We start from the raw sequence: 15,506 nt of genomic DNA, 5'->3' as shown, positions 1-15,506 counted from the left end.
AATTCAAATCTCTTTTAAAATCCTAAGTTCAGCCCGAACGTGAGCGAGCGGGTCTTGGGATAAGTTGCTCCCGGGGTTTCCGGATCCATTCCGCTGTAATTCGTGATCGTGAAGAAATTATTCAGCGTGAACATCACATCCAGTGAGGACAAACGTAATTTACGAACAATGTCTTGCGGAACTTGATACGCCAGGCTGATATTGGAAATTCTCAAGTAAGAGGTATTTTCAATCATTACTCCCCGGGTTATTTCCGTGTAGAACGGGTTGTAATAATTTAAATTCAGGGCAGGACCGTAATAATCGGTAATCCGGGGATATTTCACTCCTGTCGTATGTTCCGGAGTCCAACGGTTTGTAATATCTTTTTCCACGTTCAAGTGATTACGGTATAAATCACTGTAATAAGTTTGATATGAATTATTGCCGGTTCCTTGTCGTGCACTTTCTGCCGTGGCTGGTGATTTCATATTATTGTATATTTTGGCATCCAGCGCATAGGCTCCGCCAACGTTCAGTGTTAGAGCTTTATACGAGAAACGCAAATTGAAACCACCCGTGTATGGGGCTGTTGCGGTTCCCCGGTAGAATAGGTAATTATCCGGGTCATTCAAGTCTGTTGCCTTGTTGATCTCTGCATCCGGGCGGAGTTCAAATTTGTATACGCCGTCATAAGGATCAATTCCTGTCGGTTTTCCCGTGAAAATAGCATCCAGCGGGTAGCCTTCGTAATTGTCATAACCACCTGAAATTTTGCCTGATAAATCCTTGTACCGTTTCAGCTTGTTCTGGTTCCATGCGAAGTTCGCGGAAAGAGATAATTTCCAGTCTTTACTGTTTAAAATACCAAATTTTATCGTTGCCTCGAAACCTTTATTTTCAATTTCGGATGAGTTATACTTTTGTGATGAAAAGCCCACACTGGAAAGGAGTCGGGAAGTGGTCACGGCATCCTTTGTCAAACGGTAGTATCCTTCCACCAATCCGGAAATCCGTTCATTGAATATACTGAATTCCAATGCGACCTTCATATCCCGGGTTTTCTCCCATCGCAATCTCGGATTAGGAGCCACGTACACGTTACCGATGCGATATTTGTCGTTGTTGTCTGTCGTCCTGTATTTTCCCGTGTAGGTCATGACCAAGTAAGGGCTGGTATAAGGATTGACATTTCCCGTGTATCCCATGGCTGCACGTAAAGTCAGGTAATCCAAGAAACTCTTGAAAGGATCCATGAAGCTCTCTTGACTGATATGCCAAGATGCCCCGATAGACCAAGTAGGGTTGAATTGTTCGTCGCTACCGAAATGATTGGAACCATCCGTCCTGAAAGAGGCACTGAAAATATACTTCTCCATCAAAGAATAGTCCAAAGAGGCGAAGAACGAGGCAAAACGATTTTCCGTGATCTCTTGCCCGGACAAATCGTCCATGATTGCTGCCATGGATTGGGGAGTAATATTATCCGGGTAAGGCATGGCTGAGTTACCGGTTACGGGGTCGTATCCATAGCGTTTTTCGAAAATGCTCTTTGTCTTTTCTGCCCGCAATTCGGCACCACCCAATGCTGTGAGGCGATGGATATCATTGAATACGTTCGTGTAAGTCAAGAATCCCCGAACACTGTAACTTTCGTTGTTGGCAGAGGTTTGTGAGATCGAACCGTATGTTCTTGTGGTCGATTTGTCAAAATCCAAACGGTCATTGAATGCCGTCATGGTGTTTTCCCCGTAAATATCATCTGTTTTGTTGTTTGTGAACGTGAAGGATGCTAAACCGGAGAATTTCAGCTGCCTTAAAATGTCATAGTCAAAACCAACCCGCAAACCCGTGGAAACGTTGTCTGCTTTGGTTGAGTTTTCGTTCATTTCACGTAATATATTGAATCCGTTCGGTGGCAAAAGTTTGTCTTTGGCAGGATAACCGTTTGCTGACCCTAGGGAGTAATAAGTGAAATCCGGACGATAACTGCCGTCTTCGTTATAAGGAGTTTCATACGGGTTAGCGTAATAAGCGTACGTGAATGGATCTAATTTTCTAGGGTAATCGTTGGAATGTCGTTTTGACAAATCAAAGCCAAACTCTATTTTCATTCGTTCGCTAGGGGTTAAAATTAAATTGGAATTCAGGTTATACCTGTCATAATCATTGACTTTCACCAATCCATTGTCTTTCGTGTATGCCAGGGACACGTAGTAGGTGCTCGTTTCACTACCCCCGGACAGCGAGAGATGATGGTTTGTTGACACGGAATTCCGGAATAATATGTCGAACCAATCTGTCGTGTGACCGGATAATTTCTTTATATACTCGTCTTGTTGCTCTGTGGTCAATGGTGTTGCTCCCTTTTCCAAAAAGGCTAATTGTCCGTCCTTTTCCATTAATATCCCGGCTCGCATCATTCCCACGATACCTACCACCGGGTAATACGTGTCCACTTGGGAGAAACCGGGTTCACTGAACTCGTTCCACAACTCTTGTTCCCAGGCTAATTTTTGGGTGGAGTTCATGAGTTTAACGCTTCGTTGAGGTTTGAGTCCGATGGATACGTTAGCCGAATAATTCACGGTCATTTTTCCGATTTGTCCTTTTTTAGTTGTCACCACGATAACACCGCCTGCTGCCCGGGAACCGTAAATAGCTGTCGCGGAAGCATCTTTCAGGATGGTAATACTCGCGATATCGTTCGGATTTATCATTCCGATGCCGTTCGTGAAGATGTCATTAAAATCCCCGGATTTGATTTGTCCCGAATTGATCTTAGGCATATTGCGTTGCATGGGCACTCCGTCGATAACCCACAAGGGTTCGGCATCTCCAGTCAAGGAACTTGTTCCCCGGATCCGTATCTTGGCAGACTCTCCCGGACGTCCGGATAATGCTTGTACGCTGACACCGGCTACTTGTCCTTGTAGCAATTGGTCTACTGTCGGTTGCGCTTTGTTGGCGAATACTTCCATGGGAACGACAGCTACCGATCCCGTGGCTTTTCGCCTTGTAGTAGTTTGGAAACCGGTTACCACCACTTCGTCCAATTGGTCGGATTGAGATTTTAGTTCCACCTGCATCTCTTTCCCGTCTTGTGGGATGTCTGCATCTACTGGGGTCATACCGATAAACGTGAATTGTAGTTGTTTCACCCCGTTGGGAACATTTATAGAGAATCGTCCGCCAATATCCGTGGCAGTTCCTACCGTGGTTCCTTTGATTATGACGGTTACTCCCGGTAAGGGTTCCCCTTGCTCGTCACGGACGACTCCGCTAATTTTTCGAGGTGTTTGTTTTTGGGCTGTTTTCTCGGTAATCACGATAATCTTTTCGTGAATTTCGTATTGTAGATTTGTCCCTTGTAAGATGCGCTTCATGACCGTATCGATGGGGGCTTCTTTTACGTCCAGCGTAATATCATTCACGTCATTAACGATTTTCTCGTTATAGATAAAATTAATACCGGACTGCTTTTGTATCTCTTCCAGTACTGCGACTAGCTTCACGTGCCTCACGTTCAGTGTGATTTTCTGCGTTTGAGCAGTTGCCGTAGAGGGTAGAGAGGTTAATCCCAGTGTCACTGACACCAGAAAAAACAGACTTACCAATTTGTTCATCTCTTTGTTAATAAAGGTTTAGTAATGTTTGTACTTTTCTTGTTCTTCTTTTTTGTTAAGACATTTTTTCTTGTGGAATTTAGTCTTCAACCGACCTACTTCCTTCTTTTTATATATATAACTTGATCAAGCAATTCAAATTTCACGGGGATAGTCATTTCCAGCACATCCAACAGCGTCTGTAACGGTTTGTTACGGTAAATATCTCCCGTGTAATATTCTTCCCGGTAATCCGCGTTATACACGACTTTCACGTTGTAATAGCGTTCTACTTGCTTTAGGATTTCCGATAGAGGAGTATTTCTGAAACAAAACATATCATCAATCCATGCCGTGTAAGGCTTCAGTTCCATGTCGACAACCTGAATCTTTCCGATCGTGTCTATCATTGCTACCTGTCCGGGAATTAACCGCCGAAACATTCCCGTCTTCCCGGAAACCTCAACCGAACCTTCCACCAGGGCGGTGGATACGTGGCCATTATCCGCGAAGGTGTTCACGTTAAATTTTGTACCTAACACTCGTACGTTCAATTGATCGGCGTTCACCGTGAATGGGGATTGTTCATTCCTCTTCACGTCAAAGAAAGCCTCTCCTTCGAGGTGAACTTCTCTCGTGTTACCCGTGAAAGTAACCGGATACGTGATTTTACTATCGGCATTCAACCATACTCGTGTACCGTCGCTTAATATCAAGTGAAACGAGGTTCCCTTGGGAACGATTAATGTGTTGTGTTTAACTTCCTTTGCTGTGTCAAACGGGGAATAGACCAGCGTGTTTTGCTGTACATTGGCAATGGCTGCCCCCATTTCCATCGTGTCGGGGCGAGTCGTTGTTGAAAGATCTATTTGTCGTCCATCTGATAACACGAGGCTTACTCCTCCGGAAATTGATTTCACGGGAGAGGAGATGATAGGTTCTGTTTTATCCATCAGATAAAACGATATTCCACAAGCGAGAACGACCACTGCTGCTACACTCCAACGCCAAGCGATAGAACGGGCGGTACGTTTGCGTTTTTTATAAAATCGGGATAGTTGATATTCGATGTCCGTGTTCGGGTAATATGCATTCAGTTTTGCCGGGTCGATATGATCGATCGAGTTGTAAAGTTCTCGATTCTCATCGCTTTCCTGCAACCAGGCTTCCAGCTTCTCCTCGTCCTGTGGGGCTATTGGAGAGAGTCGTTGTTTGATTGCCAGGCGGCACATTCTGATATATTTTTCCAATTTTTCCATAAGTATTTTTTGTTGGAAGATCAGTTTTAGATCCTCGTTCATTTGTAGAACAACTAAATTTTAAAAGAGTATGAGTTTTTTTTGAAATATTTTTTTAGTGCCGATCATTTTTTATTGTGTAGCACGATGAGATCCTTTTTTAGAAGGATACAATTTTGGAGTTAATGTATGGAAGTAAGGAATAGGCAAAATATGATTTTAGACAAAGATTCCCTTAATTGTTTATAAGCAACCATCTTGTGGGATTTTACGGTCACGATACTAATATCCATGAGTTCTGCGATTTCTTGATTCTTTTTCCCTTCCAGGTGGTAACGTATGACTTCTTTGCACTGTGGGGAGAGGGTGTCTATTGCCTTGTAAAGTAAGTGGCGGCTTTCTTCATCCCACACGGATTTTACGAGAAAGCTCTCGCTTTCCATCTCCCGGCGCATTCGTTCGTTATATTTTTCTTGAATTTTCAAATGTTTCAAGTCATTTAATATGCGGTTGCGTATGATGCGGTACATATAGGCGGTGAGAGCTGGCTCTGATTCAAAAGTAAGGTCTGTTGCTTCCCAAATTTGGACGAATGTATCTTGAACTACGTCTTCTCCTTGCTGTGTATCAATTAGAAAACGAGAGGTAAAAGCCACGAATTTTTGAAAGTTGCTTCGAAAATATTCATCGAAAACAACACTTTCTCCGTTCGTGAAATGTATGTGTTTAGCTCCCCTCTTCATAAGGCATCCTTAAAATATGACTAGATTTTGTAAACGTGTATTAGGTCACCTCGGGCGTAAAAAGCCTATTTGAAGTTTATTAATCCAACGTTTATTTAGTGCAAAAATAATCAAAATCCGTCAATGAAAAAATGTTATTATCAATTATTATATTTTGGTAATAATCAATGGTTTAGTGGAATTGTTTTTTGTCTTATAAAACTTTCTTGTTGCCGCTAAAACCTGCTATCATTAAACGTTCGTTTGTTGCTATATTTGATTGGGCATTTGGGGGGAGGGATTCGTCTTGGTAAATGTTCAAACACAAGCGTCTTGCATATTGAAACAAGTGGAAAGTTGTAAAAAACTGTCCAAACGTAGTATATGAAGTTTTGGACATACTATTTGTTTGGACAGTTTTGTTTTTTGAATATTGAAAAATGATCTTATAGTTTATCTTTTAATGCATTGTTCAATTTTATTAATAAAGATTGGTAGTGTATTTTTGAATGACCGGAAGTTTTTCCAATTTTGTTTCTTAGTAACTCCCTGGATTTTATTGCGATGTCTTGTAGATAGGCTTTTGAGTCGTTAATTGAATTTATTTTCACGGCTCTTTGAAGACCGTAACCGGGAGTACCAAAATGACAATCGCTTAAGCGTGAGGCAACGTAACCTCTTCCGAATTTTTCATCTACGGCTCGAAATTGATCGGCGAATCGTTTGATTAAACCCGAGTCATCTAAATTGTAGGCAAGAATCTCGTCGACAGAAGGGGCAAAGCCGAAAGGTGAAGAGTTTGCTTTTTGGGTGTCGTTTAGAGATGTGCAAACGATAGAAACTAAGGTTTGTTGTAAAATTTTGTCGCTTTCCGTCAATTCTTTGCCTTGTATCAGATTATTCCACGTGCTAGTGTAAAGATCCGTGATAAATTCATTGACCGAATAAGGTGACGAAGCCACATGTGACGAGAGTATCACGTTATTTATTAATTTATATATATTTTGTGCCACTTGTTCTCGAATAATGGCGCTACCATTGATGTTTAGGGGGAAATGTTGTTTTAATTCTGCATTGTTTAGCCATTCCATGTCCGTGTATTGCTTGAGTAGCCATTTCATAGCTGCCTTTTGGCGGGATTTCGGTACAGCTTCGAATCTTTTCCCGGGAGTTCCTTCTTTCACTTCTGTCAAGTAAATACCTCCTATATTGTACATTACATTTCGCAAGTAGCGGTAGTATTGGTTTAGGATTTGGCTGTATAAGGCTTGGCGATGCGAGAAATCCGGATCATCTTTGATCCAATCTTTTAAATTGGAAAGGATGTATTTTAGATTTTTGATACCGTATTCGCTTGCTTTTATTGCGTCGTCACCCAAATCTTCTTCGAGGGCGCTTGGGTCGTAACGTGCGATGAGTTGTTGTCGTCCGTAACGATAGAGTGGGTTGCCAGCTTTTTCATCAACCCATTTTTCCACGATAGGTTGTTCTTCCCATTCGTCTTTGAAGTCTGGCAAGTACTGGTAATTCCATTTGATAAGGAATTCGTCATATAGGCCTAAAGCGGGAGGGGTTAATTTCACGTCGGTGTCTTCCGGTTGTGCGACATAGTTGAAACGGGCGTAATCCATGATAGAGGGTGTTGTCCCGTATTTTCGGGTAAAGGAAGGTGAGCGTAGTGAATCTACCGGGAAGGCTGCCGAGGCTGCCATGTTGTGCATGAATCCAAGGCAGTGTCCGATTTCGTGTCCAACCACGTAAACTAGGGCTTCTTTTATAATTTCGTCCGGTAGTTTTTTACTTCTCACAGCAGGATTAACTTGTGACGTTTGCACGAAGCACCAGTTATTTAATAATTGTATGATATTCCCGTAAATTAATACCGAGGCGTTGATTATTTCCCCTGTGGTCGGGTCTGTCCATGAAGGTCCCATGGCGTTGGCTGTTGAATTCGGCACGTAGCGGACACAAGAGTATTTCAAATTATCGGGGTCGAAGTCCGGATCATTTTTAGGAAAATTTTTTGCAATCATCACGTTTTTGAAACCGATTTTCTCGAAAGCAATGTTCCAGTTGGTTATTCCTTTGTGGATGGATTCTTTCCATAATTCGGGGAAGGCGTCGTCCACGTAAAATACAATAGGTTTCACGGGTTCCACGAGTTCTCCACGCTTGTATGCTTCTACATCTTTAGGTTCGATGCGCCAACGATGGGCTATCGAGTAAGTATTTATTTTATCCTCATGCGTGATAGAAACACGGGTTTTGGAGCTATTGAAAATGCCTATTCGGGAGTCTGAGATTCGGGGACGCATTTTGTGCTCCGGTAAAAGGACAAGTGAACGGGTGACGGTTGCCGTGAACGGGGCGTTATCCATGACTTTGATAAGTCCTAGTATTTTCATTGTTATGCCGTATGACATCACGGTCCGTATGCTCAGGTTGTCATCAAAGGCTTTGATCCCATCCAGAAAAGTAGCATCTTTTTTGAATGAATATGTGGTGTTTACTAAACCGCCCATGCTTTCTTCCGATAGGAAACTCAATTCTTGTGCGTCCGTGGTGAATAGAGGGCTCATGTCGATCACGACAGCCGTACTATCCGGGTTATAGGCTTTTATGTTGTAAATGTATTGGATCGGATCGCCATAAATGTTGTTCAGGGCTTTATCCAAGTTATCCGTGGTGGCGAGAGTGGTCACGTAATGCAAGAATACAGAACTATCCCGCTTGGAGAATTTAAGATGTAATGGTTGTTTGGATTTGAAACCGATGTCGCAGTAGTCGGGGTCGCTAACCTGGGTTACTGTCGAGGCGAGTAACATTTCTCGGTTCATGTATTTTAGCGGGATTTCGAAATACAGTTTGTTACCCGCTTTATGTAGGGTGATGAAATTACTTTTGGCTGTAACCACGTCTTTGCCCTGTAATAATTTTTCGTATGCACTCTCGGGGCGAGTATTTTGTGTTGTAGGCTTGATTGCACTTTTTTTCTTTTTATTTGATGCGTACAAGTCCGGAACCAGCGATATGCTAACGATAATCGCTGCTAATGTAATTATCCATTTTTTCATATAAGTATTTTGTTTGATTTGAACGACATTTGTTCTAGTTATTGTATAGTTCCATCCCCTTTGTATATCATTGAAACGATTTCTCCTGCCATGCCAGTTTCGCTCCATAATAATGTGTATGTTGTTGCATCATAACAATATAGGCTTCCTTTGTAGTTTCCACTGGGTGAATTAACTCCGATAAATAGTTTTGTTTCGTCTGGGCTAAATGCCATAGCCACGATCTGGTCCTCGTTATTGCCTATTTTTATTATTGGCTTAGGTTCAAAATTTCCTCCGATGTAATCATACATATAGACGGCGTTTCCTTTCGTGTAATAGGTGGTTGACTCGGCGGAACGGGTAAGGAATACACTGTTTTCGTTCATGTTGCTGCTGGCGGGAATTTCTTTTATTATTAGTTGTCCAAGCGGGGGAATAGGACTTCCCCCGTAAACCGGGCTTATTTTGTCTGGGGTGTATTGTACCATGGAGATGTTGCTATTGTTGTCTTTTACCGCCAAGAGTAAGTTTTGCGTGTAGTAACACGGCATTATAGCTAATAACTCTTTGCCTTTCAGTTTATCGCCGGTTAAAGAATAAGGAGTTATCCCTGATTGTAAATATATCCACAATTCGTTTTTGGTTTCTTCCCATAACGTATAACCCATTTGGAAATAAGTGTAATCATACAAAAAAACAGATTTGTTCGAGAATTTGGCATCAGCAGGAAAGGATTCCCAGGTAGATTGGAACGGGAAGTTCGATTGTATGTCGTAATTGTAGAACTTACCGTTGCTTAACATACATAGCTCTGTGAAATAGGGATGTCCGGATATGTTGGTAATATGGCTTCCAGCGGGGAGGTCAAGGATTTCTGTTACATTAAAGGTCTGGATATCTAAAATAACAGCTTTGGTGGGGTTCGATGTGGTTACATATACATGTTTGGTGTCATAGTATAGTGTCCCTGGTTCTTTGCCTAGAGGAATAGTCGGGTTGTTGATCTTGTAGGCATCTCGGATTGCCGGAAGTTCTAGGCGATCCGTCCTTTTGAAAGAGATTAGAGATTCCCCGTTGTATTTGCTCATGATCATAATTCCTTCTTTATTGGCATTTACTTCCAAAAGAAATGTTTGGAAAATGGCACCGTCGTCATTGTAAATTTTTAATCTACAATTAAGAAGTTCGTTGGGTTTTGTCAGTCGGGTACAAGGATAACGTAAGGTGTCTTCCGTGCTTACCACTTTGTGATCTACTTGCCACTCGTATTGAAGAGGTTTTTCAATATATGATTGTTTTACTCGTGGAGCTCCCAGTATTAGCATATCAGGTTTGTCTACTCGATATATGGGTTCTAGCCCTCCGTCCACGTATTCGATGGTGGAAATTTCTTTTAATCCGATATTTGATTTATCATCAATGCAGGAAAAGGCAGAGAAGAACGATAAGATTATGATGATATATTTAGTTTTCATATTTTTCGATTTTAAAGTTATAGATTAAAGCGGCCAAGTAACATCCGGAAAGAAAATCCCCTCTTGCGGGTTTTCTTCGAAATAAGTTTTTACTTGTTTGAATATAGAAAGATAGTACATATTTCGGTCGTTATAACTTGAATATTTGTCCGGTAATGCTTCTCCGTGGATCTCTATGAATTTTTGATATTTCGCCGGATGGTAAGGTCCGACATATCTTTTGCAGGAGCTCCACCATTTGGGTTCTAGTAATACATTTCCGAAGGCAAATACTGCTGTTAAGGATTCTCGTACTCCTAATTCAAAATCGTCGTTGGCTTCTAATTTCAGCGTCAAGAGGTATTCTTCCGTATCCCCTAATTTTTCGCGGTATAGTTCGATAGGAATGACCGTATTAACGGAATCTATGGCTACTTCGTATTCTGCGCTAAGAGCCTTGTAGTGTTTACCCGCTTCAGCTGTGGTTTTGGACGCATCTAGTGTGACTTTGAATTTGCGTGTTTGTTTGCTAATATCTCCTAATATTCTCACGGGAAATTCGAATGTGTGTTGGGTATAGTTTAAGGCTTTATCCCCAAAGGAGTAGTGCATACTGTCCACGGGAAAATAGATGCGAGCTCCTTCCTCGTACATAACCGAATCGTTATTACACGCTTGTAATGTCAATAGACAAATTGATATCGCGAGTATTTCTTTTGCTATATGTTGTAGTTTCATGATATTATTTTTTGAAAGTGGATCCATATTCAAGTTCTGCTTCCGGCCAAGGTAAATTAAATATTTGGGGGGACGGTTTAATTGGCTTCATATCAAGGTCGTAAAATTCGACATTATAACGTTTGTAATCTAAAAATATTTGCCCTTCACCCCATAGTTCCCGGATACGTTCGTTCCTCAGTATTTCCATGAATTTTTCTTTTTGGTTGACTTTTGAGTTGTCAATGTCTGCTAAGCCACGGCTATTTCTTACATCGTTTAAATAACGAATGGCTTTTTCAGGCTTTTCGTTGTACCAGCCTTCTGCGGCAATATAGTACATTTCGGGTAAGCGAATGAGGTTTACTCCTTGTACTATTTTAGTGATATCCTCGTCAACCTCCGCTGCTTTCTCCAGTAGACGAATGAACATTGTTGTCGAACTTGGTCTGAAGAATGTTTGGTAACGGTAATCTTGGCTTGTCGGCTGAAATTCTTTGGTGTTGTAAATGTCTGTCAGATCTTCTCTTACTCTTCTTGGTGTTATTACAATATCCGTGGAAATGAAGTCATCGTATAGGGTGCTGTATAAAGTATTATTGAATAGTCCCCAGATTAATTCATTATCGGCGGGAAATTTCATGACTGCTTTTAGGTTTTCCGAGGATGGGGTTATTAACTGAAATTCAGGGGCAGTGATTACTTTCTCCGCATAATTCCGTGCATTTTGGTTATCTCCCATGGCTTGGTAAACTCTTGCTTTTAAGGCGTAGACGGCGTAAATGTTCATTTGGGTGTACCGATCTGCTTGGTAACTGGTCGGGGTGGTTGTCTTGTTGTTTAATTCGCATTCTTCCAGAATACTTTCTGCTTTTGTCAGATCGTTTAGAATATTCGTGTATGAATCTTTTAAAGAGAATACTTGTTTGTTCTGAAGATCATAGTCATAAGCATAGGGTATACCGCTTGCGTCTTGCTTGAGTAGGATGTTGTCCGCAAAGAGTCGTAATATATCGAAATGTATGAAGGTTCGCAGACCGTGGCATTCCCCCAACATATAGGGAAAGTCTGTTTCTGAATTCAAGTCTTCCTTTTCTAGGTGTGCTAAAATGTTATTCACGTATGATATACACGCATATCCTTTTTTCCATATATTGTCGACCACGTCTACGACTTTTAAGTCTTTGTATTTGTAGGTTGTAACTTCTTTAATGTTGTCTCTGTTAAATTCATAGGGAGAATAGTATAATTGTGCCAGTTCATCAAGAAAGCCGTAACTCAGGACTTTGCCGTATAAGTCTTTTTGGGCTAGAGAGGCATACACTCCATACATGGCACTCCGGTAGCCTTCAATGTCCTCGAACATTTCGTCTTCGGCAAGTTTGCCTTTAGGATTTACATCCAGATAGTTCTCGCATGCGGTAATGCCGAGAAACATGACGAGTAAAGCGTATATGTATTGATTCTTTTTCATATTTTTAATTTTTAGAAGGTTGCCCGTACTGAGAATTCAAAACTGCGTGCAAACGGATAGTCCAGTCCGCGCTCTTGTTTGATGGATGATAAATTAAAAAGATCGTTCATCAGGAATTCAAGCCTTAATTGACGTAGATGGAGTTTTTTCAAGAAGTCGGGTTTGAAATCATATCCCGCATTGATAGATGTCATTTCCAGGCGATATTCGTCTTCGATAAAACGGCTGGTCTGTTTCGGGATATTGGAATCCGCTATGTTTTTGTATTTAGTGCGATCGCCTGCTTTTTGCCAACGACTCGTGAAAACACGTTTGTCTGCGTTTTTCTTCGGGTCGGCACCTTCTACTCGTGTAACAAGGGTTTCGTTGTAAAGTGTTGCTCCTAAACGATATGAAAATAGAAGGTTTAGGGAGAATCCCTTGTACATGAGGTATGAACCGAATGCCCCGTATACTTTGGGATCTTGGTCTCCGTACACTCTTTTATCGTTGTAATCAAAGTCGAAGGTTAGGCTTCCGTCTTGTTTCACGTATACTTCTGATCCTGTTGCCGGATCGATTCCTGTTGATTTTACGACTTTTATGGCGCTGAGTGATTCTCCTTCTACATATACAGGTTGAGGTGTACGGGAATCTTGCGCATTGTTTTTGTCATTCAAGGTTTTTAAGGCATTACTGATTTCCTTGATTTCGTTTTTATTGTGGGACATGGTCAAATTCAGAGCCCAATTCCAGTTCTGGTTTTGGATTGGCACCACTCTTAGGCTGAAGTCAATACCGGTGTTGTTGATTTTGCCGACATTCTCGGTAGAGGTTTCCACCCCGATAGAGGGAGCTTTTGCCACGTCCAAAAGTAAGTTGTCCGTAATCTTGCGATAATAATCTAATGTTAAATCCAGCCGATTCTTGAATAAAGTCATGTCAACCCCGAAATTCCAATTCAAGGTACGTTCCCATTTTAAATCCGTGTTGCCGATAGTGATGGGAATTGCTCCGATGCCCTTGTTATAATTGAGCGATGGGTTGTATTGATAAGTGGTCAGGGCCTGAGAGGGATCGAAATTGGCTTTCCCGATGTACCCGACACTGGCTCTTAATTTCAATATATCGGTAGAGTTTGCCTTGAAAAAGCGTTCCTTGTGTATGTTCCATCCGATTCCGGTACTCCAGAATGGAGCAAAACGTTTGTCTTTGCCAAATTGGGATGAGCCTTCGTAACGATAGGAAAAATCAAAGAAATAGCGGTCGGAATAGATGATATTTGCCGTGATAAAGGAGCCGATGTTTCTTGATAGAGCTGTGCTTCCCCCGGGTGCGGAGTTCTCGTATCTGGTTGCGAAGGATACATAATCTAATTTGTCGGAAAGAATGCCGATACCTGTGAAGTTATTGCTAGTTGCGTCGGAAGATTGTATATTACCTCCAAAAGTAGCATTTAGCAATAATCTGTCGAACAGCATTTTGTTATAAGTGAATAGTAATTTTCCCTCGTATATCATGCTTTTCTTGTTCTCGATCTTCATGGATCCTCGTTCGGAAACGGGCTTGCCGTCATATTTTTTCGAGTTCGGAGAGATGAACTCTTCCGAGTCGTTTTTGTGTTTCGTTATGGAAAAAGAGGCTTCCGTGCGTAAGCCGGGTAATAAAAGAAATTTTGCGGTGAAAATATCTTGAATATAGAATTCTTCGCCTTTATTGAAACTTCCCAAAGAGGCTTCGTAGAGAGGATTCTTTGCCCCGAAAGATAAATTGTTATTTAAGGTCCCGTCTAAATTGTATGCCCGGTCATAGGGGTTCAAGGATACGTATTCGGAAAACTTACCGTAAGGTGATTCTACTCTGTTAACGGAAGTTATCGTGGTTGTATTCTGAAAGAAAACGGCTTCTCCTTTATTGTAAGATAACTTGAAGCTTAAAGAATAACGGTCGCGTTTGGATTCTTTCATAACTCCTTGTTCATTTCCGTAACGAACGCCAAGGCTATAACGAATATATTCATCTCCTCCATAGATGTTTATATTATGGTTATGTACAAATGCATTTCGAACGCCTTTTGACATCCAATCTGTTTCTACACCACTTATAGCCCGTTGATAGCGTTCGTTGTATTGTCGGTCTAATTCCCACTGTGCTTTACCGCTTGATGAGTAAACTCCGGCAGCCTGTTCATATTGAAGTTTTTCCTTGCTGTTCAATAAATCGTAATCCCGTAAATCCGGGAAAGACCCTTTTAGTGTTCCAGAATAGGATACGCGTAATTTGCCGGCTGCTAGAGGTTTGGTGGTGATTACGATGACGCCGCTCGAAGCTTTTGCCCCGTAGAGTGCTGTTGCAGAAGCGTCTTTTAATATTGTAGCGGATTCCACGTCATTCATATCCATATCAAAAATGTAATTCACGTCGACTTCTGCCCCGTCCACGATGAATGTGGGTAAGTTAGAAGAGCCTTCAAAACTACTACGACCGCGTACCAATATGTCCGGAATCGTGTTTGGATCAGAGCCCATTCTATTGTTTGTTACTAGTTGCATGCCGGGAACGAAAGCCTGCAGGCTCTGCAATACGTTTTTGGTTCCGGCACTTAATAATTGTTCTCTTTTTACCACGACTGCCGAGCCGGTAAAGCTGTTTTTTGATTTATTGCCGAATCCTGTGACAACGATTTCGTCCATCTCAGTCACTTCTTCTTCCATGATAATCACCAGATTTTTTGTTAAAGAGTCTTTTAACATCAATTCTTGGGTCTTCATCCCCACGAAAGAAAAAATGATAACGGCACTATCTTGTTGTTTGGGGAATTCTATTTTAAACTCTCCTTGGGCGTTTGTCACGACGCCGACCGTTGTCCCTTTTAGGGATACGGTTACTCCTGGTAAAGTTTCACCGGATTTGTCTTTTACGGTTCCTGATACTTTCCAGGGAAATACTTTTCCCAGTGCTTTAGGCGAAATGACGAAAACATTCTCGACAAGCCGGTAATAGAAAGCGGTGCCTCGTAGCGCTTGATCCAGAATTTCCCTTATTGTAGCTTTTTCAGCACTGATATTTACTCTGACTCCTGCTAATTCGTTATCGTTGAAAAAGAATTCATAGTTAGATTTCTCGGATAATTCATTGAGAAGTGTTACTAATTCCACGTTATGCTTATTTATCGATAAACGCACGTCTTGTGCAATAGCACTGGCTGAAATAGAGAGTGCCCAACAGAATGTAAAAAGGAGAAAGAATCTCATTGCCAATCGACTTTTTTTTAAGACAGGT

General features: G+C 41.5%; 8 protein-coding genes. All 8 read right to left on the bottom strand.

The features are described 5' to 3' along the window. Nucleotides 1–14: 14 nt before the first annotated feature. The 8 genes from A3CY_RS0108725 to A3CY_RS0108690 all read right to left on the bottom strand — a co-directional run bounded on the left by A3CY_RS0108725 (nucleotide 15) and on the right by A3CY_RS0108690 (nucleotide 15,478). On the bottom strand, nucleotides 15–3,605 hold the full coding sequence (locus A3CY_RS0108725; RefSeq protein WP_018337532.1) for a SusC/RagA family TonB-linked outer membrane protein: 3,591 nt from the start codon (nucleotides 3,603–3,605) through the stop codon (nucleotides 15–17). 95 nt (nucleotides 3,606–3,700) lie between these two features. Continuing rightward, nucleotides 3,701–4,843, bottom strand: a complete 1,143-nt coding sequence (locus A3CY_RS0108720; protein ID WP_169503599.1) for a FecR family protein — start codon at nucleotides 4,841–4,843, stop codon at nucleotides 3,701–3,703. A 161-nt stretch (nucleotides 4,844–5,004) separates the two neighbouring features. Continuing rightward, on the bottom strand, nucleotides 5,005–5,565 hold the full coding sequence (locus A3CY_RS20630) for an RNA polymerase sigma-70 factor (RefSeq protein WP_018337530.1): 561 nt from the start codon (nucleotides 5,563–5,565) through the stop codon (nucleotides 5,005–5,007). Between the two features lie 425 nt (nucleotides 5,566–5,990). Then, nucleotides 5,991–8,618 (bottom strand): zinc-dependent metalloprotease, encoded by a 2,628-nt coding sequence (locus tag A3CY_RS0108710; protein ID WP_018337529.1) that lies wholly within the window; start codon nucleotides 8,616–8,618, stop codon nucleotides 5,991–5,993. Between the two features lie 38 nt (nucleotides 8,619–8,656). Then, a complete protein-coding gene (locus A3CY_RS0108705; protein WP_018337528.1) occupies nucleotides 8,657–10,075 on the bottom strand; it encodes a hypothetical protein in 1,419 nt (472 codons plus the stop codon). A gap of 24 nt (nucleotides 10,076–10,099) precedes the next feature. Continuing rightward, nucleotides 10,100–10,792, bottom strand: coding sequence for a DUF4843 domain-containing protein (locus A3CY_RS21990; protein WP_051082710.1), 693 nt, complete (start codon nucleotides 10,790–10,792; stop codon nucleotides 10,100–10,102). A gap of 4 nt (nucleotides 10,793–10,796) precedes the next feature. Beyond that, nucleotides 10,797–12,245: a RagB/SusD family nutrient uptake outer membrane protein gene (locus tag A3CY_RS0108695; RefSeq protein WP_018337526.1), complete on the bottom strand. Its 1,449-nt coding sequence runs from the start codon at nucleotides 12,243–12,245 to the stop codon at nucleotides 10,797–10,799. An 11-nt stretch (nucleotides 12,246–12,256) separates the two neighbouring features. After that, nucleotides 12,257–15,478 carry a SusC/RagA family TonB-linked outer membrane protein gene (locus tag A3CY_RS0108690; protein WP_018337525.1) on the bottom strand — a complete coding sequence of 1,074 codons (3,222 nt, stop codon included), beginning with the start codon at nucleotides 15,476–15,478 and terminating at the stop codon, nucleotides 12,257–12,259. Nucleotides 15,479–15,506: the final 28 nt, after the last annotated feature.

It is taken from the genome of Butyricimonas synergistica DSM 23225 (assembly GCF_000379665.1).
Taxonomy (GTDB): Bacteria; Bacteroidota; Bacteroidia; order Bacteroidales; family Marinifilaceae; genus Butyricimonas; species Butyricimonas synergistica.
This window is presented reverse-complemented; position numbering and strand designations above follow the sequence as displayed.